The following is a 25,060-nucleotide window of genomic DNA, read 5'->3' as shown; positions in this document are numbered from 1 at the left end:
ACCCGGTTAAATTTTTTACCGCAGCTCAAACGGCCAGAGTCCGCTCCAGCCGCCCGAACGCCTCCTCCGCCGCCCGCACCGCGTCCTCCCGCACGTCCTCGACCCGTTCCCCCGCCGCGATCCGCCGCCAGTTGTCCTGCGCGAGGATCCGCTGTACGGCGATGATCTGGCCGGCCGCCAGCCTGGCCTCCAGGGTGCCGCCGAGGGCCTCGGCGAGCGCGGCCTCCGAACGCTCCAGGTAGGCGTACTGGCGGGCGACCAGGGTGGGGGTGCTGTTGAGCAGGGTGTGGAAGGCGAGCACCTGGGGGTGGTCGTTGAGTCCGGTGATCGGGTCGTTGTGGGCGAGCCCGGAGAGGAAGCGGGCGCGCAGCACGCCGACCGGGGACTCCGCGCCGGATGCGCCCGTGGCCCCCGCGACCAGCCGCGCCGCCTCCGTCTCGTGGTCGGCGATCCGGTGCAGGACCAGGTCCTCCTTGGCCGGGAAGTACCGGAACAGCGTCGGCTTGGAGATCCCGGCCGCGGCGGCCACCTCGGCGACCGACACCGCGTCGAACCCCTTCGCCAGGAACAGCCGTACGGCGACGTCCGACACGTCCTCGTACATCCGCCGCCTCTTGCGCTCACGCAGGCCCATGTCACCCATGCGCCCGAGCCTACGCAGCGCGGCTCAGGCCGACGGGACCTGCCGCCACCGCGGGAGCTTCGCGAGGTTCCACAGATCGTCGAAGTGCTTGGCAGCGCTGCCCCGCCGGCCCCGCGGACCCGTGGGCAAACGGGTATTCGGGGCGCTCATGTTCTCTCTAGGCCAGGGCACGAGCAAGATGGGGGTTGGCGGTCGCCCGGGCCGGCAGGCCCAGGGAGGCGATCGCCGCCGCCAGCGTCATGGCGTAGGAGTCCACGGCCCGGCGGACGTTGGGGGCGTCCAGGCTCGCGCCGGTGACCAGCCGGTCCAGGTCCACGTAGGCGGAGCGGACGATCTCGATCCACCGGTAGACCCGCCAGTCCTGCTGCCAGGCACGGGTGTAGGCGGGCGGCAGCAGGCGCTCCCAGCGGCGGAACATCCGGTCCCGGATCTCCGGCCGGGTCGGGGTGAGGTGCATGTGCCGGACCAGGTCGTACAGGGGGTCGCCGACGACCGCCATCTCCCAGTCGATGATGGTCAGCGCCATGGCGTCGTCCCGGCGCACCAGGTTCCAGGGGTTCAGGTCACCGTGCAGGAGGATCGGCCTGCGATCGGTCACCTGGTGCCTGGCCAGTATCTGCCGCAGCCGTCCGGCATCCGGCAGGCCGAGTTGCCTGGCGAGTTGCTGGGACTCCTTGGGCAGGTTCTCGACCAGCAGGACGAGCTGTTCGCTCAGATAGCCGTAGAAGTTGTAGCCCGCTTCCCCGGCGGCCGGGTCAAGCCGGGTGTAGTCGACGCCTTTCAGCGCGCTGAGCTGGTCGACGAGCCGGTCCGCTTCGTGCGGCAGCAGGCCGTGCACCGGATGGTTCGGGGGCCGGTCGATGTCGAGCGGTCCTTCGTAGGTGTGAATGGCAAAGAGGTCTTTGCGGTACTTCCCCGGGTAGCTCTCACCGAGAGCCAGGAGTTTCGGGGCCGCCACCGAAACACCCGAATCCTCGATCGCCATGAGCACGGCATGCTCACTGAGAAAGCTGCGTTCGCGGCGGAACACCTTTTCCACCTTGCGCCGCACCACGACAGGAAATTCGATACCGGGAACCCGCACCACGGAATTCAGGTGAGCCGTCCCCTTGAACACCCGACCGGCCGGGGCCGCTCCCTCGGCATGAAGTGCTCCGTGCACCGCCAGATAAGAGAAGTCCGGGCGCTCCGGAACACGTCTGTCCGGTGTCCAGGGTGCGGTGCCGAACCTGGAGAAAAGCCCCTTACGTGCCTCCCCCCGGGAAATCCGCCACCGGAACAGAACACGCTCGATCTCGGCTTCGTCGGGCAGGTGCCGCAGCCGCAGGGGATCCTGGGCCGCCTCCAGGGCGCGGCGCACCGCCGACGTGGCCTCGTCGAGGCCCTTCTGGTCGAACGTTTCGTCGAGGGACGTCGCGGCCCGCATCACGTCGGGATAGACGGACTGCGCCTGCTCGAAGGCGACGTAGTGGCGCAGGTCCTTGCCCACGCCGATGACGGCTGCGGGCCGAGCCCATTCCATGGCCCGGACCCAGGCCTCGATCACCTCGGACCACTGATCGCCCGGGTACTGCATGCGCACCAGGTGGGTCGCCAGGTCGTGGAGAGGGTCGCCGTAGGTGGCGAGTTCCCAGTCGACGCAGATGAGCGACGGATGACCGCCGTAGGTGACGATCAGGTTGTCCCGGTGCAGGTCCGCGTGGAGCAGGCTGTACGGCCGTCGGGCCATCCCCGGCACCCGCTCCGCGAATCGGATGAGTGCGTCCTCCGGGATGCCCAGCGCCGCGAACAGTCCGCCGAAGGCGGGCAGGTTGGCACGTCGGATCTGCCGGTCCGCACAGTGCGCCAGCGTCTGGAGAAAGCCCTGGCTGTCCTGACCGTTGCTGGGCCAGGAGGCCGGCAGGGCCGGCAGCGCGGCCCGGCGCACCTGGGTCATCTGCGCGAGGAGTCGCGCGATTTCCTCGATGATCAGGATGTCGACGGGTTTGCCGTTGCCGCAGACGCTGGACAGCGGCACCCCTTCCACATAGCTGTGGACGGCGTATCCGTCTCCCTCGAAGAGGCATTCCGGTACATGCGGCAACGCGGCCCTGACGGCCCTGAGGATCTCCGCCTCGTTCTGCCAGGTCCTGATCACCACCGGCAGGGCATCGGCACGCCGGATGCGTACCGTCGCCGACATGCCGGGCTCACGGCGCAGCAGCAGCGCCATGGGGCCGGTCAACGGCAGGACGTAGTTCTTGTTGTGGTACCCGCTGTGCGCCTTGCCGTGGTCCATGGCATGGCGCCTGATCTGCTGGTAAAGCGCATGACCTGCGCCTGGTTTGGCGCGTTCCCCAGAGGACATAGAGGGAACAGAAGATGCGCCCACTGGCCGCTCCGGATTGCTAGCGCTGGCTGGAAAGTACGGCAAACGGTAAACGCGGCGGACTGTCCGCACGACCAGAGGCGCAATCGAGTAGCCACAACGGGTGGGTTTGGTGCCCCGCTGCGTCAGGTCGTTCTGAGATCGGCTTGCTTGACCATCTCATACGTAGGAACCGGAGCTGTTGCTCAGATAATGCGGGCATGCTAGCGCACCGCGGTTGCCGCCACCTTGGTCCGTCCAAGAGTTGGCAGAAGCGCTACTCGGCGAGCAGGTTCCAAACCGACTCGAACCAGGACCGCATCTTCAGCACGAAGAGCGATCCCGGCGACTCCGGGTCGGCGTCCTCCACGTGGTGCGTCAGCATCGCGCCCAGTCCCAGCACGTCGAGCGCGTCTATCTCCTCGCCCGTGTCCAGGATGATGGGCCGTCTGATGACGTCGTAGAGGCCGTGCAGCACCTCTGTCCTGTTGATGACGTAGAGCTTGAAGGCCGGAGTCAGCCACACATGCCTGACCTGGACGTCGACGGACGGCACCAACCGCTCCGCCTGCAGGTCCCGCAGCGCGGTGCGCAGCGACTCCGTGTGCCGGTCGGTGATGGCGCGCAGCCGCTCCCGCAGGCGCGGATCGTCCTTGTCCTGCCTGACCACGGGATACGGCAGGTCGAGCTGGGGGTCAGGCAGCAGCAGCCGGATGACGATGCTGCCGGGAGCGATGGCACCGGCCCGGATCCGCTCGGCCTGGAGCCGGATGTGGGTGTCGAGTGACTCCGAGGTCAACGTGAAGACGTCCAGGGTGACTTCGTGCTGCTCGAACGCCTCGCTTATCAGCGGCTGCAACGTCATCGCCTGCCGTGACCTGGTGGCCTGGGCCGCCGTGGACTGCACGCGCTGGGCCTTGACGACCCGCGCCGGGCTGCCCTGGCGGGACTCGATCCACCCCTCGTTGCCCAGTTCGCGCACCACCCGCTGGACGGTGTCGCGGGACACCCCGAACTCCTTGGCGAGCCTGCCCTGCGCGGGCAGTTCGGCACCCAGCTGGTACGTCCCGTCCAGCATCCGGGTCCGCAGCGCCTCCGAGACCTGCCGGAACGCCTTGCCACCGCCGTCACGTGCCTGCCTGGCCGCCATACAGCGAGCGTTCCTCTCCGGGTTCCCTCGCAAACACGATCCGTCAGGCAGGAAGCCGGGGCGAACCCGCCGGTTAACGGATCAACCTGCCCGGGCATGCCTGATATTGACCGGCAACCAGGCAGGTGGACCCGGATGCCGCACGGTCGACCAGAGCTTGCAGGGGGCGGGCGCCATGGAGTTACGGGTACTCGGGGTCACGGTACGGATCGACGACCTGCTGCAACTGGCCGTCTCCGTATCGGGTGCGGTCGGCGTCCTGACGGCCTGGCGCCGTGGGCGCGCAGGCCCCCGGCCGCCCGGCACCCGCCGGAACCGCCGGGCGCTGCCTAGTGCCGCAGTATCTCCAGCAGCGGCCACAAGGACCCCACCACGTACTCCGCGCCGGCCTCGGTCAGCAGCTTGGCTTTCCGTGCGTTACGCGCGTAGCCGAGAAACGGGACCCCGGCCGTCCGGGACGCCTGGAAGTCGGTGGGTGAGTCGCCGATCATCAGGGCCGCGCCGGGGGCGGCGCCCATCGCGTTGAGGGCGCGGTTGAGGCAGTGCGGGTCGGGCTTGAGGCGGTGCAGGTCCTGGGTGCGGCCGTAGATGTGCGGGGCGAAGCAGGGGGTCAGGGCGCGGTCGTCGAGGTAGGCGCGGACCACCCGGGGGGAGTTGTTGGTGGTGATCGCCATGCGGGCGCCCCGCGCTCGCCAGGTCTGGATGAGGATGTCCGCGAACGCCGTGGGCATCGCCGTCGCCGTGGCCCGCAGCTCCTCCTTGGTGAGACGTTCCTCCAGCTCCGTGACCAGGTCGCTGCCGGGGTGCCGGCGGTCCACGGCGCGCAGTACCAGGTGCGGGTCGAGGGAGTCCCGCTCGGTGTCCGTGACCAGGCCGTGCAGGCCCCGCACGGCCAGCCAGTCGACCAGTCCGCCGGCCACGCCCGCCGCCGAGTGCCCCGCGAACAGCCGGCAGATCGGCCCGTCGAAGTCCCAGAGGACGACACGGGCACTTCTGACCAGTTCGGCGATCTCTTCGGTCGTGTCCTTGCTCTTGGCTGCCACCAGTTCAGTCTGCGTCGTATCAGAAGTCACTAAGAGAGTGTCAGGTCCGTCGTGATGGTTTCCCAGAGGGCGTTGAACCACTTCTGCGATTGCTCCACGAACGCGCCGTCCCGTTGGCCGGTTCTCTTCTCGAAGGAGAAGAGGAGGGACTCCGACCCGACGGCGTCGTACATGTCGAGCAGGCCGTCCTCCGTCTGCTCCTCGCGGCGGGTGACCGTGTAGTACGCGAACAGCGCCTCCGCGCCGTTGAGCAGGTACAACTTGATCGGCGGGGTGAACGGCAGGGCCCGGAAGGTGACGTTCACGTCGATCTTGTGGGTGGAGCGCAGGCCCTGGAGGTTGTACTGGAGGACCTGGCCCTGGGCGTTGCGCATGGCGAGCCAGCGGTTGTGGACCGTGTCGTCGTCGCCGTCGACCGCCGTCGGGAAGGCGAGGGCGATGTCCCGGCTGGGGAGCAGGACGCGGACGTCGATGCGCTCCGGGCGGATCCGGCCCTCGTGGATCATGCGCAGGGGCTCGGCGAGCGCCGGCAGCAGGCTCTGCGCGGTCAGGCAGGCGGCGTCGATCCGGACGTGCGAGGCGGCGAACGCCTCCGTCATGCGGGGACCGAGGCCGACCATCGTCCGCTGGGGCTCGTCCAGCCCCGCGGGCCGCGGCTCGGCGATGCGCGGCGGGCTGCCCTTGCCGACGTCGACCAGGTAGCCGTCGTCCTGGAGCGCCCGCACGGCCTGGCGCACGGTCCCCCGCTCCACGCCGAACGCCTCGGCCAGTTCGGCCTGGGTGGGCAGGCGGTCGCCGGCCTTGAGGTCGCCCGAGCGGATGCGCTGCCGCAGGGTGTCGGCGATCTCCTGAGGTGTGCTGCCGGCGTTCACTGCCACGTTCTCCTGAGTCACGACCAAACGCTACAACTTTGATCCATCTGGCGGGAGTTGTTTGAAGGTTGTTTATAACTAGTAGCCAACTGGGGACAACTTAATCAGAGTTGGTCACCAACTTGGTTGAGTTGGCGGAAGCCTTGCTTCCTGACTGATGGGGGAACCACCATGCCTGCCGCCCTCGCTCTCCTCTCCGCCGCCTTCGTCGTCGGCTTCGAGCAGATCGTCCAGTCGAAGTACGGTGCCACTGGCATTATCGGCCTGCTGTTGCTCACCGTGGGCATCAAGGCCAAGAGTCCGGCGTTCAGCTCCGCCGGCGCGGTCCTGCTCGCGCTGATGCTCGCCGGGCCCGCGCTGTAGGAATCGCTTCAGGAACCACTTCAGCAACCGCTTCAGGAACCGAGGGGCTGCCTAGGACGTCAGGTGCAGCTCCGAACTGATCGTCTCCCACAGGGCGTCGAACCATCGCGTGGACTGGTCCACGAACATGGTGTCCCGCAGCCCCGCGCCCTGTTCGAAGGCGAAGAGCATCGACCGCGTGCCCTCGGCGTCGTACGTCTGCAGGTGCTCGTGGTCGATCTCCCGCTCGTGGCGCCCCAGCGTGTAGTACGCGAACAGCGCCTCCGCCCCGTTGAGCAGGTACAGCTTGACCGGCGGGGTGAAGGGCAGCGCCCGGAAGGTGACGTGCACGTCGACGCCGTGCGTGGCGCGCAGCGCCAGCAGGTTGTGCCGCAGCACCTGGCCCTGCGCGTTGCGCTGGGCCAGCCAGCGGTCGTGGACCGCGCCCTCGGCCGAGGCGTCGGCCGCCACCGCGGTCGGGAACGCGAGGTCGATGTCCCGGCTCGGCAGCAGCACCCGGACGTCGATCTTGGCCGGTTCCAGCCGCCCCGCGTGGATGAGCCGCAGCGGTCCGCCGAGCGCGAGGTTGAGCGAGACCGAGGTCAGGCAGAGCGCGTCGATCCGCACGTGCGAGGCCGCGAAGGCCGCCTCTATACGCGGGGTGAGGGCCACCATGGTCGGCTGCGGCGGCGGCGCCGAGCCCACGGCGAGCCGCAGCGGGCCCGGACCCGGCGCCACCGTCGCCGGAGCGCCCTTCGACACGTTGGTGAGCAGGTGCTCCGACTGCAGGATGCGCAGCGCCTGCCGCACCGCCCCGCGCTCGACGCCGAACTCGTCGGCCAGTTTGGCCTGTGTGGGCATGCGCTGACCGGGCCGCAGCTCCCCGGACCTGATCCGGGTGCGCAGTTCGTCGGCCACCTCGCGGTGTGACGCCTGAGGCCGCTGTGACCTCTTCCGTCCATTGACGGAGGCGTGTTCCGGGTCCACGGACAAACAGTACAACTTCCCGCCATCTTTCGGCAGTTCACGGGAAGGTGGTTATGAGTCGCATCCAAGTGGAGATAAGTACTATGGAGTTGGTCACCAACTCCAGCGACATGGTCATACTTCCTCGGCGGTTGGCCAGCCGGGTTCCCTTCCGGAGGGGAGCCGGGAGCCCGGTCCACCTGGGCCGGCCGTCGGGGCGCGCGGCCAGCACCACCGGCACAGTCACAACTGAACACCGACAACCGAACACAGGCAGACCCGCACAGCCACAACTTCACAGCTCGCTACGGATGAGCAGCACAGAACAGCACGGCTCAGCACAGTCACAAGTGAACACAGGTGATTCAGGCACCGCCCCCGGGAGGAAGGAGCACCTCAGAAGATGTCCGGGCACCAAGGACGCCCGGACGCGCGCAACAGGGCGTCGGCCTCCCGGGCGGCGCCCATTCGCTCTTCCTGGACCCGCCCGAGCGCGTGCAACCGCGCCACGGACTGGTCACCGAGCCAGACGCTCGCCAGCTCGGCGATGTCGAGGGCGAGGTCGGGGGTGTCGGTGGTCGGGGTGCAGGACGCCCCATCGGGGGAGGCGTCCAGCCGGAACCGGCCGCCGGCCAGCCCCTGCCGGTCCACCACCTCGAGGACCAGAGAGCCCGCCCTGTCGTACGTCCGCGCCTCCAGGGCCCGTACGACGTCCAGGATCCGCACCCACAGCCAGTCCGCCTGGTTGCTGACCCGTGCGGCGCGCGGGTCGGGCAGGTAGTGCGGCAGCAGGTCGTCCGGCGACCGCCAGCCGCTCTTCACCCTGGTGATCCAGTCGATCGAGCACAGGTAGTGCCACAGCGCGCGCTCGGCCGCCGGGGTCGCGCCGAGCAGCCAGTGCACCTCGGCGGTGTTGTACGGCTGCTTGCCCTGCCAGTTGTCGTCCGACTCGTAGGACGCGATGCCCTCCACCTCGCCGGCCGCCGAGCGGTACACCGCGAAGTAGGGCTCCTTCCACTCCTCCTCGAAGCGGACCGCGCCGGTGCGCAACTGCCACCACAGGTCGCTGCGGCTGACCGCGCCCGGCGTGCTGCGGCGGATGCGTTCGTGCAGGTCGGGGCCGACCTTGCGGATGTCCTCGCCGTCGACGAGGTCGATACGGGCGCCGTCCTCGGGGCGCGCCCAGCGCGGGTCCAGGCCGGTCCGCGGGACCTCGACCGTCCACTCCGTCAGCGTGGTCGCCGGGCCGAAGCCGTAGCGGCCGTAGATCCGGTACTCGGCGGCGATCAGGGTCGCGACCACGTCTCCCCGCTCCTTCGCCGCGGCCAGGTCCTGGCTCATCATGCGGGTGAGCAGGCCGCGGCGGCGGTGGGTGGCGGTGACCGTGACGTTGGAGATGGCGTCCGCGGGGAGGATCGCACCGCCGACCGCGGTCAGCTCCTGGTCGAAGGAGCGGAACGTCGCGACGCAGCGGGGGCCGTCGAAGGCGCCGAGAAGTCTGCCCGGCACGAATTGCCTTCGGCGGGCGGCGAGTTGGTCGGGTGAGAGGGTGGGGCGCTGGAGGAAGCCGGTGGACAGGGCGCGGTTCCAGTCGGCGAGGTCGGGTTCGGTTATGGGGCGGACTTCGACGGCGTCAGTCATGACAGCACGGTATGTGTTTGGTTCCGTGGTGCCGATTCATTTTCGGGTGCGGGTGGGTGGGGGCTTGTCGCGCAGTTCCCCGCGCCCCTAAAAGCAAAGACAGGGGCGCTGCCGCTCACGTCAGTAGGTCGTCGACCTGGGCTTCGCCCTCTCGGTACCTGCGGGTGATCTCGCCGCTGGAGTCGTCGGCCGTGCGCTGTAGGCGTTGGCGGCGCCGTGAGACCTCCTGTTCGTAGCGGACCAGGCGGCCCATCGCCGCCGTCAGTTCCGGGTCCGTGCGGGCCTGGAGGTCGGAGAGTTCGACCTCGGCCAGCATGTCGGCCGCCAGCCTGCCGTACTCCTCGTTGTGCGGGGTGCCCAGCGTGACGTGGCGGGCCGAGGAGCGGTGGCGGGCCGGGGCGTCCGTGAGGATCTCCGGGAGGCGGTCCACGACGGCGGCGGCGCCCGCCGGGGAGCGGCGGGCCAGTTCCGCGCGCAGGATGTCGATACGGCCCTGGAGCAGCCGTCGTACGTAGCTCAGGTCGGCCTCGTCGCGCTGCGCGTCCCGGCGCAGGACCCGCAGTTCGGGCAGGCTCAGGCGGGCCAGGTCGTGCTCCGGCGGCTCCGCGGGCAGCGGGATGTCCTCCCCGCGCTGTGCGGGCGGCCGGGGCAGGCTCTGCACGCTCTGCGTGCCCTGCGTCTTCAGTCGCCCGGTGCTCGGTGTGCTCATACGTCTCAACCGTCCCCTCGACCGGCGTGTGGAAGCATGGTGCCACCCCAAGTGGCCGCAATGTGACCGAGTGCCCCCGAACGGCCCTAGTTGGGACGTTAAGGATCAATAATGGGCCGCTGACGGGCCGCTGTGGGAGGCATGCGGGCACCGGGCATGATGGTGCGCATGCGAGCGGTGGTACAGCGGGTGGACGGCGCGAGCGTCGTCGTGGACGGCGAGACGGTGGGCGCGATCGAGGGCGAGGGCCTGTGCGTGCTCGTCGGGGTGACCCACGAGGACACCAAGGAGAAGGCGGCCCAACTCGCCCGGAAACTCTGGTCGATCCGCATGCTGGCGGACGAGCGGTCGTGCAGTGACGTCGACGCGCCGCTGCTCGTGATCAGTCAGTTCACGCTGTACGGCGACGCCCGCAAGGGACGGCGGCCGACGTGGAACGCGGCGGCGCCCGGCGAGGTGGCGGAACCGCTGGTGGACGAGGTGGTCGCGCAACTGCGGGCGCTGGGGGCGACCGTGGCGACCGGGCGGTTCGGGGCGCAGATGCGGGTGTCGCTGACCAACGACGGCCCGTTCACCGTGCTGCTGGAGATGTGAGCAGCGCCCGGCAGTCCCGGGCCAGCGCCGCCATGCCGAGTTCCTCCGCCGTGCCGAGCGCGGTCCGGGCCAGGGTCTGGGCGGTGGCCCGGGCGGCGGGCGAGCGGGTACGGAGCCGGGCGCGGGCCTCGTCAAGGCGAAGCCGGGCCATCTGCGCCGGGTAGCGCTGCGCCTGCCGTACGGCGCGGGCGAGGTGCCCGAGCGCGGTCTCCGGTTCGCCGGCGACGAGCGCGAGCAGGGCGCTGAAGCGGGCGGCGGGACCCAGCAGGACGGTGGGCCAGCCGGCCAGGACCAGTTCGTCGCCGTGCGCGTCGAGGATGGCGCGCAGCGGCGGGACGTACGCCGACAGCTCGGCGCTGCGGTTCGTGTGGTTCATGTGGTTCATGTGGTTCGCATGGTTCGTATCGTTCGTGTGCTCGGCCAGGGCGGCGCAGACCAGGGCGAGGGTCGCCGCGGTGGGCAGCGCCCAGCCGCTCGGCGGGAACCGGGTGAAGCCGTCGGCGTCGGCGGCGAACGCCCGGAGCTGGTCCACGGCCTGTTCGTGCCGGCCGGTCTCGCACAGCGCCAGGGCGAGGCCCGCCCGCCACACCGGGAAGTAGCCGCGGCGCTGGACGCCGGCCATCCGGGGGGAGGCGAACAGCTCGGCCAGGCGGCCCTGTTCGTAGCGCAGCCAGAACTCCTGGCCGAGGACGGTCTGGCTGAGGGTGTCCGCGGGCATGGCGAGCCCCGACTCCATCGCCGCCGCGACCTTCCCCGACTCCCCGAGGATCCACCCCTCGGCGGCGGCGAACTCCCCGCGCCACAGGCTCATCAGGGCGTCCAGCGTGCCCTGTTGCCAGTGGGCGAGCCGGCTGCGGTGCCGGGCCGCGAACTCGCGGTGGCGGCTGAGGGTCGCCTCGGCGGCGGGCACCCGGCCGGTGCGCAGCTGGTCGATGGCGAGGGCGACCAGGGCCTCGCCCTGGAAGTGGGCGGACCGGGACCGGACGGCGAGGTCGCGGAGTTCGGTGGAGAGGGCGAGCAGGCTGCGGGCGGGCTCGAAGTCGTACAGGGCCCAGCGGGTCTCGGTCAGGACCTCGGAGCGGGCCTCGTCGCTCACGCCTTCGCCCTCGGCACCGGGGGTCCGGCGACCGCGCTCGCGCAGCTCCGCCAGCGTCTGGCGGGCCAGCCGGGCGCCGGTGCGGGGTTCGGCGCCGGTGACCGCGGTGTCGTCGCCGATGGACATGGCGAGCTTCTTGGCCCGGTGGGCGGTGAGCTGGAGCCGCAGCTCCACCGCCCGGGTGTCCTCCCGGCCGGCCAGCGCGGCCAGGCAGGCGTCGATGCGGAAGAGCAGGTCGCGGTCGACCTGTCCGGGGTCCGACCAGCGGCGGGCGCTGCGGACGACGGCGTGGGCGCGGGCCAGTTCGTCGCCGCCGGCGGCCTCGTAGGCGGCCTGGTAGTGCCGGTCGGCCTCGTACATCTCGCCGAGGAGGTGGCGGGTGTCGCCGCGCCGGATGTGCTGGTCGAACGCGGCGCCGTAGCCGCTCGGCCGGGCGGCCCGGGCGAGCGCCGGGTCGGGGTCCGGGCGGCGCCGCGTCCCGCGGACGGACCGGGTGCCGGCCGCGTCCTGTCCCCCGCCCTGCCTCCCGCCCCGGCTTTCGTCCGGGCTCTCGGCCTGTCTCTCGTGCTGCTCGGAGCCGGGCGGCAGCAGGGCGAGCAGGGCGCCGTCGGCCCGCAGGGCGGCGTCGCAGCGCTCGGCCAGCAGCCGGCCCGGGGGCCGCAGGCCGTTCTCCACCCGGCTGAGGTAGCTCTTGCTGTAGTGGACCCGGCGGGCCAGCTCGGCGAGGGAGAGGTCCGCGGCCTCCCGGCGGACGCGCAGCGCCTCGGCGAACTCCTCCTGCGGTGTCACCGCGCCTCCCCCGGGGCACGCGCGCATCGGGTCGAACACGTGCACACCGTGTCCAAGTGGTCGCCGCCCGTTGCCAATTATGAACTGGCAACGGCATGTCCCGCAGCGTGGTTCCGGAGATCCACAGCTTGTGGGGGAAGAACGCGCGGCGGAGCTACGGCTCGACGATCACTTCCTGTGCCGCGGCCGTCTCCCCCGCGACCAGCCGGGCGTCCGCCGGGACGTTGCGCTTGACCAACGCCAGGGCCACCGGCCCCAGTTCGAAGTGGCGCACCGACGTCGTCACGACGCCGATCTTCCGGCCGTCCTCGCCCTCGTCGGCCACCCGGATCTCGGTGCCGTGCGGCGGCAGGTGGACGTCGCTGCCGTCCAGGTGGAGGAAGACCAGGCGGCGCGGCGGCTTGCCGAGGTTCTGCACCCGGGCCACGGTCTCCTGGCCGCGGTAGCAGCCCTTCTGGAGGTGGACGGCGGTGCCGATCCAGCCCAGCTCGTGCGGGATGGTCCGGTGGTCGGTCTCGAAACCGAGCCGGGGCCGGTGGTGCTCGACGCGCAGCGCCTCGTAGGCGAGCAGCCCGGCGGCCGGGCCCGCCTTCTCGGCGTACGCCTCCAGGCCGGCGCGGGGCAGGAAGAGATCCCGGCCGTACGCCGTCTCGCGGACGACGGCGTCCTCCGGTGCCTCGGCGATCGAGCCGGCGGGCAGGTGGACGACCGCGAAGTCGTCGGTGCGGTCGGCGACCTCCACCCGGTAGAAGAACTTCATCGACTCCAGGTAGGCGATCAGCGCCTCCTGGGTGCCGGGCTCGACGTGGGCCCAGACGGCCGTGCCGTCGTCGACCAGGTACAGCGCGTGCTCGATGTGGCCGTGCGCGGAGAGGACCAGCGCCTCGGTGGCCTCGCCGACGGGCAGCTCGCTGACGTGCTGGGTGAGGAGCAGGTGCAGCCAGCTCAGCCGGTCCTCGCCGGTGACGGCCACGACCCCGCGGTGCGAGAGGTCGACGAAACCGGCGCCGTCGGCGAGGGCGCGCTGCTCGCGGAACAGGTCGCCGTAGTGCGCGGCGACACCTTCGTCCACGCCCTCGCCGGGGACGGCGCCGGGCAGGGACAGCAGAGGGCTCTTCATATGCATAAGCCTACGACTCGGTAATTGAAGTCTGGACGGACGCAGACGCTGACGCGGACGCAGAGGCGGACGCGGACGTGGCGGACGCCCCCTTGGCTCTCTTCAGCGTGCAGTCCTTGCAGCGCCCGAAGATCGCGAAGTGTTTCATGTCCGTCTCGAAGCCGAAGTCGCGCCGCAGCTTGGCGGTGAACTCCGCCGCCACCGCCACGTCCGCCTCGATCACGTTCTCGCAGTCGCGGCAGACCAGGTGGATGTGGTGGTGCCGGTCGGCGAGGTGGTACGTCGGCGCACCGTGCCCGAGATGGGCATGGCTGACCAGCCCGAGCTCCTCCAGGAGCTCCAGGGTCCGGTAGACCGTCGAGATGTTGACCCCCGACGCGGTCTTCCTCACCTCACCGAGGATGTCGTCGGGGGTCGCGTGCTCGAGGGTGTCCACGGCTTCGAGCACGAGTTGCCGCTGCGGCGTCAGCCGGTAGCCGCGCTGCCTGAGGTCGCTCTTCCAGTCGGTGCTCACCACACCGAAAGTCTAGAACTACTTCCGAATTCCAGAACTACTTGAAGAACGCGATGCCGTCGTCCGGCATGTCGTCGGGGAGGGCCTTGGCCCAGCGCTCGACGTCCTCCGGGGTGACGACCTTCTTCAGGTGCGCCGACATGTAGGGGCGCAGCTCGACCTCGGGGGTCTGCTTCTCGCCGACCCACATCAGGTCGCTCTTGACGTAGCCGTAGAGCCGCTTGCCACCGGTGTACGGGGCGGAGGCGGCCGTCCGGGCCACGGCGTCCGTGACCAGGTCGATCTGCGGCTTCTGGTCGGCCATCTCGCCGTACCAGATCTCGATCACACCGTCGTCGCGGACCATCGTGACCTCGACCTTGCGGTGGGCGTCGATGCGCCAGAAGCCGGACTCCGACTCCAGCGGGCGGACCTTGTTCCCGTCGTGGTCCAGCACCCAGGTGTGGGAGTGGTACTCCAGGAAGTCCCGTCCGTCGTGGCTGAAGGTGACCTCCTGGCCGAAGTTGCACTTCTCCGAACCCGGGAAGTCGTGGACGCCCGCGCCGGCCCAGTTGCCGAGCAGGAAGGCCAGCGGGACCAGGTCCTTGTGCAGGTCGGACGGAATCTCGATCATGAGTGGTGGTTCCTAGACTCGGGCTCGGGCTCGGACTCGGTTCAGCGCTGGCCCTGGTACAGCTTCTTCACGGTCAGCCAGGCGAAGGCGAGGACGCCGACGCAGACCAGGACCAGCAGGGTTTCGAAGAAGGCTTCCACGGGTGCTCCTTGGGCGAGGGCGGGCGTACGTACAAGAGCCGGGCCCCAGCTTACGCGGCCCGGGCCCGGCGCTCTTGGCGAGGTACACCCCCGCGGGGTCAGTCCAGCAGCTCGCTCTGCAGGGTCACCGTCTGCTCGAAGGGGACGGCGAGCGCGCTGCCCTTCCGGGACTGGATGATCACGCCGACGGTGTCGCCGGAGGCGAGGTAGGCCTGCCTGGCCTGCCGGGCGCCGTACGGCTTGAGCTCCGTGTAGGGCGCCAGCAGGACGTGCTCGATCCTGGCCGGGTCGGGGAACTTCCCATCGAGTTCGTACAGGTCTCCGTCGCGCAGCGGGTAGGTCGGCGACGACTGGCTCATGAGCTTCCCGTTGAGGATCGCCTCGGCGACGGCGGCCGTGTCGAACTGGAGCAGGTAGATCCGGGTGTGCGTGCCGTCCGGGGTGGTCCAGCCGCGGGCGGCGATGTGCCGCAGGCCGTTGTCGACGAGCGTCTGGCCCAGCTCCGTGCGGTCGTCCGCGGCGGCGAACTCGGCGAGGAAGCCCTTCGTCGGCAGCCAGCCGTCCGTGCCCTTGAGCGCGGCGTCGGCGGTGGCGCCCTGCGGTGCCGGAAGGACCAGTTTCCGCAGGTCGGCGTAGTGGGTACCGGCCGGGTTACTGCTGTCGTCGTTCGGACCGGGGCTGCCGGAGGGCAGCGGGGGCCGCACGAGGACGGGATACGTCCAGCGCCCGTCGGAGTGCGTGGCGAGACCGGGTACGTCGGTGCGATCGAGCCGCGTGATGCCGTACGCCGTACCGGTCCCGACGACACCGAAGACGGCGACGGCGGCGACCCAGCGAAGCGTGGCCCGCAGCAGCAGCCGCTCCTTCTTCGCGGGTCGCGGGACGTCCGGGGCCGGGATCGGATCCGCCGCGTCCGGGACCGGGGCCGCGTCCGCGTTGGGGTCCGCGTCTGGGACCGGGGCCGCGTCCGGGGCCAAAGCCGAGGCCGCGTCCGCGTTGGGGTCCACGTCCGGGGCCGCGTTCGAGTCCGGGGTCGGGACCGGGTTCTGGACCGGGGCCTCGTTCGGGACCGCGTCCAGGGCCGGGCTCCGGAGCTCGTCCGGGTTCGGGTTCGTGTTCGTGTTCGTGTTCGTCTCGGTGGTCATACGGCCGCCCCCGGGTCCTTGATCCGTTCGAGCTGGGCGTGCAGCATGTCCGCCGCGCTCTTCGTGTCCAGCGGCTTGGCCGCGGTGGCCGTGGCGGTGACCAGGACGTCCCCCACGTAGCCGTAGCAGAGCATCGCGTCGAGCTTCTCGCCCGAGTCGGCCTGCGGCAGGAAGCACGAGGTCGAGTCCTTGTACCCCGCGATCTCCGGGCCCTTCCGGAAGATGTCCAGCGAGGCGAAGAGCTCCCGCTCGGCGGCGGCGATGGTGCGGACCGTGGCCCGGTTCTCCATCTGGGCCAGCTGGACGCCCATCGTGTACTCGTCGCCGTCGGCACCGGCGACGTGCACGTAGCTGCGCATCACCATGCCCTTGACCGGGTTCTTGTCGATCTGCCGGTCCATCTCCTGGCGCTGCGACCGCGGCAGGTCCTGGACCGACTCCTTGCGCAGCGCGCTGGCCTGGGCTCCGCTCAACCGCACGTCCGAGCCGAATCCGGCCAGGTCCGGGCCCCGCCCGTACCGGTCCTGCTCGTACGGCAGCAGCATCCCCTGGAGACCGGTCTCCGCCGCCGCCCGCGGGCCCTTGGACACCTTGGGCAGGCTCCAGAGCGGGACGCCGGGGTCGCGGTCCGCGGAACGCACGGTCACGACCGTGTACGCGGCACCCGCGACGACGGCCACGGCGAGGACACCGACGCTGACGAGCACGCCGATACGACGCCGGGGCCGCGCCGCCAGGGCATCAGCGACCGGGACGGCGAGGGGCACGACGGAAACGCCCTCGGGAACCGCGGCCTCAGAGACTGCGCCCTCGGGAACCGCGGCCTCAGAGACTGCGGGCTCGGAGACCGCGGGCTCGGAGACTGCGGGCTCGGGCACCGCGGGCTCGGAGACGGCCGACTCAGGCACCGTCGGCTCGGAGACGGTCGGCTCGGGGGCCGTCGGCTCGGGGTTCACGGGTTGCTCGGTCACAGCCGCTCCATCTGCCGCTTCGCCAGATCCAGCACCTTCGTCCTGGAGATCGGCTTCGTGTCGCTGATCCAGATCTCCACGGCGATGTCCCCGCGCCACGCGTGCGCCTCGGCCGAGTACACGCTCACGCCGTACTCGCTCTTGGGCTTGTGGTGGACGTACGCCATGCCGTCACCGGTGCCGGGGACCGGCCAGCTCTCGGTGTCCTCGGCGGCCGAGTCGGCCCAGTAGTACTCGTTCGCCGCCGCGTCCTCGGCGGCCCCGTCGGACTCCTCCTGGCGGTACTGGATCAGGCGGATCTCGACGCTGTAGGTGCTGCCCTCCCGCCAGGTGGTGGCCGCCGCCCGCCGGAATTCGTCCTCGGCGATCAGGGTGCGGAAGGCCACGGCCGGCTTGCCGAAGGTCTCCGCGTAGTCGGTCAGGTCCATCCAGCCGTCGGTCCCCACCGTGTACAGCCCCTTGCGCGCCCCGCTCGGCTTCTTCAGCAGCAGCTTGCGCAGGTCGCCGTCGACCTTGACCTTCCGGTCCTGGGCGGCCGACAGCGGCTCCGGACCGGCGCCCTTCGCCTGCGCGAGCGACGGCTGGGAGAGGGACGGCAGGGCGCTGGGCTCGCGGTCGGCCTGGACGAGGTAGCCGACGCAGGTGCCGGCCACGACGCCGAGCACGGCGGCACCGGCGATCAGCGCGGCGGTACGGCGCGCCCTCCGCCCACGTCCGGGCGAGGCCTCCGGAAGCGGTGGCGGCGCAGTTTCCTGCGGTGGTGGTTCTGGCCGGGGTTCCGGCGGTGTCTCTGGTACGTCCATTTCGCCCCCCTGTGCACAACGGGAGCGCGGATTCCGTGATCCGCGCGCCACAGGAGACTCATGGTCCGTTCAATGAGTTGTACAAGCATTAATTACGATCAGGACACCGCCGCGAGCCACACAGTCACCCCCGCCGCGGCCAAAAGCGTGAGGTTGAGGGCCACTTGGCGGTCCCCCATCCTCAGGTGGACCCCGACCGCGCCGACCTGGAGCACGGCGAATCCGACGGCGGCGGCCAGGCCCAGCCAGGGCGCGACGCCGGTCAGGCGCGGCAGGACCAGGCCGGCCGCGCCGAGGATCTCGACGCCGCCGATCGCCCGCACGGCCGGCATCGGTGTGCCGTCCACCCACGCCATCATCGGCAGCAGCCGTTCCCTGCTCCCCACGGCCTTCAGCCCGCCTGCGTAGAGGTAGAAGAGGGCGAGCGGACCGGCCACGATCCAGTACGCGACGCTCATGAGCCGGTGGCCGGTTCGGTGGCGTAACGGCTCATGATCTCGGCGCTCGCCCGCGGGTCCGGCGCCTCGCCGGTGGCGAACAGGTCGCGCAGGTCCCGGAAGTACTGCACGTACAGGTCGGGCGTGAACATGCTGAGCATGACGGCCGGTTCGCCGGTGACGTTGGCGAAGGTGTGCGGGGCGCCGGGCGGCACCATGACGAGGGTTCCGGCGGTGGCGTCGTACTCCTCGTCCCCGACGGTGAAGCGCACCGAGCCGGAGACGACGTAGAAGCCCTCGTCGTGCCGGGCGTGCCGGTGCTGCGGCGGGCCGGGGGTGTGCGGCGCGAGGACGGACTCGGCGAGGCCGAGGCGGTGACCGGTGGTACGGCCGTCCTCCAGGACCCGCATCCGGGTGGTGCCGAGCATCAGCACCTCGCCGTCGCCGGGCCCGACGACGGATACCGCGGGACGGTCGTTGCTGTCGTGAGTCGTCATGCTCCGATTCGACGGCAGGACCACCCTGGCCGTCCAAGACCTGTTCCGCCGCCCCGATACCCGATCAGTATCGTTGCTGTATGGAGGGTATGGAGCGGATGAAGCCGATGGAGCGGATAGAGCTGCGGACGCTGCGCTATTTCGTGGCGGTCGCCGAGGAACTCCACTTCGGCCGGGCCGCCGCACGCCTCCACATGAGCCAGCCCCCGCTGAGCCGGGCCATCAAGGCACTGGAGACCGAGACCGGTGCGCTGCTCTTCGAGCGGTCACCGGCCGGGGTCGCCCTGACCCCCGTCGGGGCCGTCCTTCTCGACGAGGCCCGCGCGCTCCTCGACCAGGCCGACCGGCTGCGCGTGCGGATCGCGACGGCGGCGGAGAACGCCGTGCTGACCGTCGGCCTCATGGGCGACTGCAGGGATCCGGGTGTACGGCGACTGGCGCACGCGTACCGCGAACGTCACCCGGGTGTCGAGGTCCACATCCGCGAGACCGACCTGACGGACCCCACCTGCGGGTTGCACGCCGGTGCCGTCGATGTCGCGCTCACCCGCGCGCCGTTCGACGGAACAGGGCTGGTGGTGACGGAGCTGCAGGCCGATCCGGTGGGGGCGCTGCTCCGCGCCGACGACCCGCTGGCCGGCCGGGCGAGCCTGCGACTGGCCGACCTCGCCGACCGGCGGTGGTTCCGGCTCCCGGAGGGCACGGACCGAACGTGGCAGTCGTACTGGCACGGCGGGGAGGTACGGGAGGGTCCGGTGGTGCGCACGGTTCAGGAGTGCCGACAGGCGGTGGTGTGGAACGGCACGGTGGGCATGACCCTGGCCGGCCATGCGCCGGTGGAGGGACTGGTGGTGGTACCGGTGGACGACATGCCGCCCAGCCGGGTGGTGCTGGCCTGGCGGGACGGGGACGGGAATCCGTTGCTGCGGTCGTTCGCGCAGGTGGCGGCCGAGGCGTATCGCACCCGAGCGCGGTAGTCGAACGGGTATTCCAGCTAGTATACTCGCCGTATGGCCGACACCACAGTCAAGATCGATGACACCACTCGGGACATACTGCGTGGACTCGCCGACGCGCAGGGCCTGACCATCAAGGACTACCTGGCCCGGCTGGCCGAGGAGAAGCAGCAGGAACGGGCCCTCGCGACGGCGACGGCGGTCTTCCGCCGGGTGATCAGCGAGCCCGGGGTCATGGAAGCGTTCGACGCCGAGTTCGGCGGGCTTCCGCCCCGCGCCGAGGGTACCGGGCAGGCGGCCTGACCTTGGAACTGAACGTCGATCACCGCTGGTTCCTGGAGCGCCAGGAGGAGATCCTCCGAGGCGACCTGACCGTCAACGACCTGTCCGTTCTCGTCGGCATGAGCGCCCGCCACCGGGTCAACACCCCGCGACTGGACCACGCCGACCCGGACGCCTACTGGAGGGCGGCCACCTTCCTCGAAGAGATCGTCCTGCTGCGTCCACTGCCGTCCCGCAACGAGTTCTTCGGCTACGGCGTCGCCCTCGCCTACCTGGAGGCCTCCGGGGAACGAGTGGAGGCGAAGTACGAGCTGTGGCGCGATCTGATCCTCGACATCCGCGCGCTACGACTCGACTCGTACGGCATCGCCGAGCGGCTGCGCTCGTTCAGCCGGCCCGGCGATCCTGCTTGACGCCGTCCACGAAGGCCCCCCAGGCGGAGGCTTCGAAGAGGAGCGCTCCGCTGGCGGGGGCCTTGCTGTCACGGACGGGGACGAGGGAGGGGCGACCGGCGGCCACTTCGAGGCAATCGCCGCCGTCCTGGTTGCTGTAGCTGCTCTTGCGCCAGGAGGCGGTGCCGAGGAGGTCGTCGGAGACTTCGATGCAGTTGCCGCCGTCGGAGTTGCTGTAGCTGCTCTTACGCCACGTCACACTGCTCAGGTCGATGGCTCGCACGGCGCTTCCTCCAACACTCGCAAGATGAACGTCCGCGACTCGGCAGGGGTCAGGGCCCGGTCACGTACGTCATCATATGTGCGGTGCAGGCGCTCAACCTTGCTTGATTCCTCGATGAGTTCGCCCCGTACGTCGTTTTCGGCATAGGCGACGGTCCGGCCGTCCAGCAGCCGCAGGAACATGGTGTCGGTGCTGTCCAACCCGTGCAGCCCAGTACCGAACGGCAGCACATGGAGAGTGACGTTGGGGCGCTCGGCAGCCTCCACCAGATATTCCAGTTGCGTGCGCCAATCCTGAGGATCACGCAGTGAATTGCGCAGCACCGCCTCGAAAAGAATCACGCGAAACGGCGGCGCATCCACGCCCTCCAGCACGGTCCGACGGCCGACACGCGCATCGACCTGCTGGTCCAGCTCTTCATCCTTCAAGCCACCAGCCGCGAGCGCCTCTCGCACGTACTCAGCCGTCTGAAGCAATCCTGGGGGCCTACTCACCGAGTATTGCCACAGACTCACCGCCTCCGCCTCCAACACCATGTACCGCCGGTACTGCTCCTTGAACTGCGACGGATCCCCAACCGCCAACTCCCACAAGGCGAGCAACAGCCCAGGCGTCCCATAGAACTGGTCCAGCGCCTCCACGACCTCCGGGCTGCCCAGAGTCCGGCCGCTCTCCATCTTTCCGAAGTTGGACGCGTCCCAGCCCAGTTCCTCGGCCAGCTCCCTTAAGCTCACCCCCTTCTCCGCCCGCAGCAACCGCAGCTCCTCCGCGAACCGCTGCCTCGGCTCCTGACTGCGCCCCGTCACCACCCGCCTCTGCGGCACCGGCCCCCTCCCTGACTCCCCGTGGAATTTGTGGAATTAGCGCCGCCAGACGGGGAAGAACCGGTCCTTCTCGGCGCGCCGCCCCCACCTCACGGCCATCCTCGTAGCAGCCTCGACACGCAGAGTAGTCCAACTCTCGCATTTCGTATAGATGTTGGACAAAAGGAGCGAATGCCATGGAGCCCGGAACCCTGCTCTACGACACCGCCACCGACCAGGTCGGCGAGTACCGGGACCAGTCGGGGCCGTACGCGATGCTGCGCCCCCTGGGAGGAGGGAGAGAGTGGCAGGCGCATCCGTCGACGCTGCGGCCGGCCACCGACAGAGAGCGGCTCAGCGCGGGCGTGCGGGCGGCGAACGACCGTACCTGGGCGGTGCCGCCGGTCCCCGAGGATCTCGGCCGCCCGCCGTGGCCGGTGCCCGGCTGCGCCGAGTGCGGGTACCTCGACGGCCTGCGGGACACCGCCCGCGCCGCCTACGACCACAGCGCGACCACCGACGCGAACGTGCTGCTGCGCCAGCACCAGCGGGCGGAGCACTCGTGACACGGCACGTCTTCGCGGCCCGCGCCGCGCTCAGCCCCGCGTGATCGCCCGGGCCGTGCGGGCCGCCTTCTCCTCCGTGTCCGCGAGGGCGCCGCTGCCCACGCCGAACAGGCCTTGCCGGAGGAACACCGCGAGGCCGTGTGCCGCGCCGGCGACGCGGAGCAGCAGGTCGTACGCGTCGTCCGGGTCCGGGGCCAGCCGGCGGGCGACCGGGAGCAGGAGAGCGGTCAGCTCGTCGCCTGCGGAGGCCAGTTCGGCGAACCGGGACTTGTCCAGGCCCGCGTGGAAGGTGATGTCGAAGAGGGCGGGTTCCTCGGCGGCGAACCGGACATAGGCGGCGGCGAAGGCGGCCAACTGCTGGACCGGGTCCTCGCCGCCGGCCAGCGCGCGGGCGAAGCGGTCGCGCTGCTCGCGGTAGCCCCGCGTGGCGAGGTCGGCCAGCAGGGTCTCGCGGTCGGCGAAGTGCTTGTAGGGCGCCGCGACGCTCACGCCCGCCCGGCGGCTCGCCTCGGCCAGGGTGAAGCCGTGCGGGCCCTTCTCACCGACCAGTTCGAGAGCCGCGCGCAGCAGGGCGTTGCGCAGGTCTCCGTGGTGGTGGCCGGTGGCACGCCGCTTGACGGGAGAGCTCATGGCGCTAAGGTTAACACCACTTACCAGGTAAACGGCATTAACCAGTGTCCTTGCCGTTGCCCAGCGCTGCCGCGCTGCCGACCACGGGAGTCGCCATGCCCTCCGCCCGTTTCCACCACGTCAGCCTCTCCGTCGCCGACCTCACCGCCCAGGAGGCCTGGTACGGCGGCGCCTTCGGCCTCACCCACGTGGACGAACGCCTGGAGCTGCCCGAGGCGGGCGTCCGTACCGTCGTCCTCAGCGACGGGGACGGTCTGCGCGTGGAGTTCGTCGAGCGGCCCGGGTCGAGCCCGGCCGCGGCCGCCGACCCCTTCGCCGCCACCGCCGTGCAGACCTTCACCCACCTCGCCCTCCAGGTCCCGGACCTCGACGGCGCGTTCGCCCGGCTGACCGGCGAATGCGGCGCGGCCCCGGTGTCGCCTCCCGCCCCCGGGGTCAGCGCGGGCATGCGGTACGCGTACGTCGCCGATCCTGAGGGCAACCTCCTTGAGCTGATCGGAATCTCGCAGACAGCTCCGGTCTAGAGCCGCCAGGGGCGGAGCTTCTCCGGGTTCCGTACCGCCCAGATGCGCCTGATCCGGTCACCCGCGATCTCGAAGGCGAAGACGGTCGCGACGGCGCCGTCCTGCTCCGCGACCAGGCCGGGCAGGCCGTTGACCGTGCACTCCAGGAACGTCGTACGGTGACCCGCCACGCGCGCGATCTCGGCGTAGGCACGGGCGATCCGCTCGCCGCCCACGATCGGGTCCAGGTGGGTGGCGGCCAGCCCGCCGCCGTCGGCGGTCGCGGTGGCGTCGGGGTCGAGCAGGCCGATCAGGGCGTCGATGTCCTTGGCCTCCCACGCCGTTCGGAACCGCCTGACGATGCCGGCCTGCCCGGCGCTCGGGCCTGCCGGCGCCTGCGCGGTGCGGATGCGGCGGCGGGCGGAGGACGCCAGCTGGCGGCAGGCCGCCGGGGTACGGCCGACGATCTCGGCGACCTCGCCGAACGGGTAGCGGAAGACGTCGTGCAGGACGAACGCGACGCGCTCGGCCGGGGTCATCGCGTCCAGGACGACGAGAAAGGCCATGGTCACCGACTCGTCGAGGGTGATCCGGTCGGCCGGGTCGGCCCCGCCGGAACGCGCGGTGATCCACTCCGTGGGCTCGGGCAGCGGTTCCGGGATCCAGTCGCCCACGTACGTCTCCCTCCTGGCCCGCGCCGAGCCCAGCAGGTTGAGGCAGATACGGCCGGCGACCGTGGTCAGCCAGGCGCCGGGCGATGCGACGGCCCGCCGCTCGGGCTCGGACATGGCGTACCAGCGGGCGTAGGTCTCCTGCACGACGTCCTCGGCGTCGCCGAGCGAGCCGAGGAGCCGGTAGGCGAGGTTGATCAGCCGACGCCGCTCGCTCATGACCGCCCCGAGGCCCGGATCGCTCTCCGCGCCCTGCTCGCCCTGCTCACCCTGCCCGCCGTGCTCACCGTGCTCGGCTCCCGTGGTCATGGTCCGCCCGTCCCCCTCGTCGCCCGCCCGTGTGGCTGTGTCCCTACCCGGTACGACCGGACAGCGCGCCGGAATGTGAGGCCGACGGGCCACCTCACATTCCGCGGGGCTGCCTTGTCGTACCGGTGAGGACGACGACAACACGTCGACGGTGAGGGGACTTTCATGAACGACTTCCAGGTCGTCGCGGACCGGGACGAGACCGGGGCACCGCGCGGCGAGTTCACCGGCCCGGCGCCGGCCGAACGGCTGGAGCGGACGGCCGCCGCGCTCCGCGCCCACGGCTTCGCCGCCGAGATCCTGGACGACACCGCTGCCGCGCGCGCCCGCGTCAGGGAGCTGCTCCCCGAAGGCGCCACCGTGTTCACCGGGGCCAGCGAGACGCTCCGGCTGTCCGGCATCGACGAGGACATCAACACCGGCGGCCGGTACGACGCCGTCCGGCCGCGCGTCCTGGCCATCGACCGGACCGCAGGCGCCGACGAGATCCGCAGGCTGCTCGCCAGTCCCGAGTACGTCGTCAACAGCGTCGCCGCGGTCACCGAGACCGGCTCGCTCGTGCTCGCCTCGGGCAGCGGCAGCCAGCTCCCGGCCAACGCGGGCGGGGCCGCCCACGCGGTCTGGGTCGTCGGCGCGCAGAAGGTGGTGCCCGACCTGGACGCGGCGCTGCGCCGCGTCCAGGAGCACGCCCTCCCGCTGGAGGACGCGCGCGCCCGGGAGGTGTACGGGTCGCCCAGCGCCGTCAACCGGCTGCTCGTCCTCAACGCGGAGCCCCGTCCGGGGCGCGGGACCGTGCTGCTGCTCCGGGAGGCCGTCGGATACTGACCGGTGGTTACGCTTCCGGCATGGCGAAGAAGCTGGTGATCAAGGTGACGGCGGGGGTGGACGCCCCCGAGCGGTGTTCGCAGGCGTTCACGGTGGCCGCGGTGGCCGTGGCGAGCGGCGTCGAGGTGTCGATGTGGCTGACGGGCGAGTCCGCGTGGTTCGCCCTGCCGGGCCGGGCCGCCGAGTTCGAACTCCCCCACGCGGCCCCGCTCCCCGACCTGGTCGACTCGATCCTGGCCGGCGGCACGCTCACGCTCTGCACCCAGTGCGCGGCCCGCCGGGACATCACGGAGAAGGACGTCATCGAGGGCGTGCGGATCGCGGGGGCGCAGGTGTTCGTGCAGGAGGCGATGGCGGACGGGGCGCAGGCGCTCGTGTACTGAGCGCTCCGCGGGGGGGGGCCGCGAT

30 protein-coding genes are annotated in these 25,060 nt (G+C 70.8%); 9 read left to right on the top strand and 21 right to left on the bottom strand.

What is annotated here, in order from left to right:
- Positions 1-25: 25 nt before the first annotated feature.
- From ACGF5O_RS19925 to ACGF5O_RS19905, 5 genes are all read right to left on the bottom strand, one after another.
- Positions 26-643 carry a TetR/AcrR family transcriptional regulator gene (locus tag ACGF5O_RS19925; RefSeq protein WP_393811177.1) on the bottom strand — a complete coding sequence of 206 codons (618 nt, stop codon included), beginning with the start codon at positions 641-643 and terminating at the stop codon, positions 26-28.
- 157 nt (positions 644-800) lie between these two features.
- Positions 801-2,921 (bottom strand): aminoglycoside phosphotransferase family protein, encoded by a 2,121-nt coding sequence (locus tag ACGF5O_RS19920; RefSeq protein ID WP_393811176.1) that lies wholly within the window; start codon positions 2,919-2,921, stop codon positions 801-803.
- Between the two features lie 346 nt (positions 2,922-3,267).
- The gene (locus ACGF5O_RS19915) at positions 3,268-4,140 is read right to left on the bottom strand and encodes a GntR family transcriptional regulator (protein WP_393811175.1); all 873 of its coding nucleotides are present in this window, start codon (positions 4,138-4,140) and stop codon (positions 3,268-3,270) included.
- 329 nt (positions 4,141-4,469) lie between these two features.
- The gene (locus ACGF5O_RS19910; RefSeq protein ID WP_393811174.1) at positions 4,470-5,183 is read right to left on the bottom strand and encodes an HAD family hydrolase; all 714 of its coding nucleotides are present in this window, start codon (positions 5,181-5,183) and stop codon (positions 4,470-4,472) included.
- A gap of 29 nt (positions 5,184-5,212) precedes the next feature.
- Positions 5,213-6,082 carry a FadR/GntR family transcriptional regulator gene (locus ACGF5O_RS19905; RefSeq protein ID WP_393811173.1) on the bottom strand — a complete coding sequence of 290 codons (870 nt, stop codon included), beginning with the start codon at positions 6,080-6,082 and terminating at the stop codon, positions 5,213-5,215.
- A gap of 144 nt (positions 6,083-6,226) precedes the next feature.
- On the opposite strand from ACGF5O_RS19905, the gene ACGF5O_RS19900 reads away from it, so the two are divergent.
- Complete coding sequence (locus tag ACGF5O_RS19900) at positions 6,227-6,418, top strand: hypothetical protein (protein WP_351703347.1); 192 nt, start codon at positions 6,227-6,229, stop codon at positions 6,416-6,418.
- 51 nt (positions 6,419-6,469) lie between these two features.
- Here ACGF5O_RS19900 and ACGF5O_RS19895 read toward each other — a convergent pair whose 3' ends face one another.
- The 3 genes from ACGF5O_RS19895 to ACGF5O_RS19885 all read right to left on the bottom strand — a co-directional run bounded on the left by ACGF5O_RS19895 (position 6,470) and on the right by ACGF5O_RS19885 (position 9,713).
- Positions 6,470-7,390, bottom strand: coding sequence for a winged helix-turn-helix domain-containing protein (locus ACGF5O_RS19895; RefSeq protein ID WP_393811172.1), 921 nt, complete (start codon positions 7,388-7,390; stop codon positions 6,470-6,472).
- A gap of 369 nt (positions 7,391-7,759) precedes the next feature.
- Positions 7,760-9,004 carry a GNAT family N-acetyltransferase gene (locus ACGF5O_RS19890; RefSeq protein ID WP_393811171.1) on the bottom strand — a complete coding sequence of 415 codons (1,245 nt, stop codon included), beginning with the start codon at positions 9,002-9,004 and terminating at the stop codon, positions 7,760-7,762.
- 115 nt (positions 9,005-9,119) lie between these two features.
- Positions 9,120-9,713, bottom strand: coding sequence for an aerial mycelium formation protein (locus tag ACGF5O_RS19885; protein WP_393811170.1), 594 nt, complete (start codon positions 9,711-9,713; stop codon positions 9,120-9,122).
- A gap of 168 nt (positions 9,714-9,881) precedes the next feature.
- On the opposite strand from ACGF5O_RS19885, the gene dtd reads away from it, so the two are divergent.
- On the top strand, positions 9,882-10,307 hold the full coding sequence (gene dtd, locus ACGF5O_RS19880; RefSeq protein WP_351498148.1) for a D-aminoacyl-tRNA deacylase: 426 nt from the start codon (positions 9,882-9,884) through the stop codon (positions 10,305-10,307).
- Here dtd and ACGF5O_RS19875 read toward each other — a convergent pair.
- The 9 genes from ACGF5O_RS19875 to ACGF5O_RS19835 all read right to left on the bottom strand — a co-directional run bounded on the left by ACGF5O_RS19875 (position 10,285) and on the right by ACGF5O_RS19835 (position 18,432).
- The gene (locus tag ACGF5O_RS19875; RefSeq protein WP_393811169.1) at positions 10,285-12,192 is read right to left on the bottom strand and encodes a helix-turn-helix domain-containing protein; all 1,908 of its coding nucleotides are present in this window, start codon (positions 12,190-12,192) and stop codon (positions 10,285-10,287) included. The two genes, dtd and ACGF5O_RS19875, sit on opposite strands and share 23 nt — an antisense overlap.
- Before the next feature lie 154 nt (positions 12,193-12,346).
- Positions 12,347-13,312: a YgfZ/GcvT domain-containing protein gene (locus tag ACGF5O_RS19870; RefSeq protein WP_393811168.1), complete on the bottom strand. Its 966-nt coding sequence runs from the start codon at positions 13,310-13,312 to the stop codon at positions 12,347-12,349.
- Between the two features lie 10 nt (positions 13,313-13,322).
- The gene (locus ACGF5O_RS19865; RefSeq protein WP_393811167.1) at positions 13,323-13,829 is read right to left on the bottom strand and encodes a Fur family transcriptional regulator; all 507 of its coding nucleotides are present in this window, start codon (positions 13,827-13,829) and stop codon (positions 13,323-13,325) included.
- A gap of 34 nt (positions 13,830-13,863) precedes the next feature.
- The gene (locus ACGF5O_RS19860; protein ID WP_393811166.1) at positions 13,864-14,439 is read right to left on the bottom strand and encodes an FABP family protein; all 576 of its coding nucleotides are present in this window, start codon (positions 14,437-14,439) and stop codon (positions 13,864-13,866) included.
- Between the two features lie 238 nt (positions 14,440-14,677).
- Positions 14,678-15,724: a hypothetical protein gene (locus ACGF5O_RS19855; RefSeq protein WP_393811165.1), complete on the bottom strand. Its 1,047-nt coding sequence runs from the start codon at positions 15,722-15,724 to the stop codon at positions 14,678-14,680.
- Positions 15,721-16,695: a hypothetical protein gene (locus ACGF5O_RS19850; protein ID WP_393811164.1), complete on the bottom strand. Its 975-nt coding sequence runs from the start codon at positions 16,693-16,695 to the stop codon at positions 15,721-15,723. Before ACGF5O_RS19850 ends, ACGF5O_RS19855 begins: the two co-directional genes overlap by 4 nt.
- Positions 16,692-17,360 carry a hypothetical protein gene (locus ACGF5O_RS19845; protein WP_393811163.1) on the bottom strand — a complete coding sequence of 223 codons (669 nt, stop codon included), beginning with the start codon at positions 17,358-17,360 and terminating at the stop codon, positions 16,692-16,694. The genes ACGF5O_RS19850 and ACGF5O_RS19845 overlap by 4 nt, the downstream gene beginning before the upstream one ends.
- A 236-nt stretch (positions 17,361-17,596) precedes the next feature.
- Positions 17,597-17,956 (bottom strand): DoxX family protein, encoded by a 360-nt coding sequence (locus ACGF5O_RS19840; RefSeq protein ID WP_393811162.1) that lies wholly within the window; start codon positions 17,954-17,956, stop codon positions 17,597-17,599.
- Complete coding sequence (locus ACGF5O_RS19835; protein ID WP_393811161.1) at positions 17,953-18,432, bottom strand: cupin domain-containing protein; 480 nt, start codon at positions 18,430-18,432, stop codon at positions 17,953-17,955. The genes ACGF5O_RS19840 and ACGF5O_RS19835 overlap by 4 nt, the downstream gene beginning before the upstream one ends.
- 116 nt (positions 18,433-18,548) lie before the next feature.
- On the opposite strand from ACGF5O_RS19835, the gene ACGF5O_RS19830 reads away from it, so the two are divergent.
- Genes ACGF5O_RS19830 through ACGF5O_RS19820 form a run of 3 tightly spaced genes read left to right on the top strand, consistent with a single transcriptional unit; the run spans position 18,549 to position 20,083 of the window.
- Positions 18,549-19,409: a LysR family transcriptional regulator gene (locus ACGF5O_RS19830; protein ID WP_393811556.1), complete on the top strand. Its 861-nt coding sequence runs from the start codon at positions 18,549-18,551 to the stop codon at positions 19,407-19,409.
- Positions 19,410-19,442: 33 nt separating this feature from the next.
- On the top strand, positions 19,443-19,691 hold the full coding sequence (locus ACGF5O_RS19825; RefSeq protein WP_393811160.1) for an antitoxin MazE7: 249 nt from the start codon (positions 19,443-19,445) through the stop codon (positions 19,689-19,691).
- Positions 19,692-19,693: 2 nt separating this feature from the next.
- The gene (locus ACGF5O_RS19820) at positions 19,694-20,083 is read left to right on the top strand and encodes a toxin Doc (RefSeq protein ID WP_393811159.1); all 390 of its coding nucleotides are present in this window, start codon (positions 19,694-19,696) and stop codon (positions 20,081-20,083) included.
- On the opposite strand, the gene ACGF5O_RS19815 is transcribed toward ACGF5O_RS19820, so the two are convergent.
- Entirely contained in the window at positions 20,058-20,345 is a 288-nt protein-coding gene (locus ACGF5O_RS19815; protein WP_393811158.1) for a DUF397 domain-containing protein, read from the bottom strand. The two genes, ACGF5O_RS19820 and ACGF5O_RS19815, sit on opposite strands and share 26 nt — an antisense overlap.
- Positions 20,327-21,169, bottom strand: coding sequence for a helix-turn-helix domain-containing protein (locus ACGF5O_RS19810; RefSeq protein WP_393811157.1), 843 nt, complete (start codon positions 21,167-21,169; stop codon positions 20,327-20,329). Before ACGF5O_RS19810 ends, ACGF5O_RS19815 begins: the two co-directional genes overlap by 19 nt.
- A gap of 176 nt (positions 21,170-21,345) precedes the next feature.
- Here ACGF5O_RS19810 and ACGF5O_RS19805 point away from each other — a divergent pair, with 176 nt between their 5' ends.
- Positions 21,346-21,714, top strand: coding sequence for a hypothetical protein (locus tag ACGF5O_RS19805; protein WP_393811156.1), 369 nt, complete (start codon positions 21,346-21,348; stop codon positions 21,712-21,714).
- A gap of 30 nt (positions 21,715-21,744) precedes the next feature.
- Here the strand turns inward: ACGF5O_RS19805 and ACGF5O_RS19800 are convergent, their stop codons facing one another.
- Positions 21,745-22,344 (bottom strand): TetR/AcrR family transcriptional regulator, encoded by a 600-nt coding sequence (locus tag ACGF5O_RS19800; RefSeq protein ID WP_393811155.1) that lies wholly within the window; start codon positions 22,342-22,344, stop codon positions 21,745-21,747.
- A gap of 95 nt (positions 22,345-22,439) precedes the next feature.
- Between ACGF5O_RS19800 and ACGF5O_RS19795 the strand changes: the two genes are divergently transcribed.
- Positions 22,440-22,868, top strand: coding sequence for a VOC family protein (locus ACGF5O_RS19795; RefSeq protein ID WP_393811154.1), 429 nt, complete (start codon positions 22,440-22,442; stop codon positions 22,866-22,868).
- Here the strand turns inward: ACGF5O_RS19795 and sigJ are convergent.
- Complete coding sequence (sigJ, locus tag ACGF5O_RS19790) at positions 22,865-23,827, bottom strand: RNA polymerase sigma factor SigJ (protein WP_393811153.1); 963 nt, start codon at positions 23,825-23,827, stop codon at positions 22,865-22,867. The genes ACGF5O_RS19795 and sigJ overlap by 4 nt on opposite strands.
- Positions 23,828-23,992: 165 nt before the next feature.
- Here sigJ and ACGF5O_RS19785 point away from each other — a divergent pair, with 165 nt between their 5' ends.
- Together ACGF5O_RS19785 and ACGF5O_RS19780 are read left to right on the top strand one after the other, a co-directional pair.
- Positions 23,993-24,652 carry an LUD domain-containing protein gene (locus ACGF5O_RS19785; protein ID WP_393811152.1) on the top strand — a complete coding sequence of 220 codons (660 nt, stop codon included), beginning with the start codon at positions 23,993-23,995 and terminating at the stop codon, positions 24,650-24,652.
- Positions 24,653-24,672: 20 nt separating this feature from the next.
- Positions 24,673-25,035, top strand: coding sequence for a DsrE family protein (locus ACGF5O_RS19780; RefSeq protein WP_189265953.1), 363 nt, complete (start codon positions 24,673-24,675; stop codon positions 25,033-25,035).
- The last annotated feature ends 25 nt before the right edge of the window (positions 25,036-25,060 follow it).

The organism is Streptomyces sp. NPDC048291 (genome assembly GCF_043201715.1).
Classification (GTDB): domain Bacteria; phylum Actinomycetota; class Actinomycetes; order Streptomycetales; family Streptomycetaceae; genus Streptomyces.
This window is presented reverse-complemented; position numbering and strand designations above follow the sequence as displayed.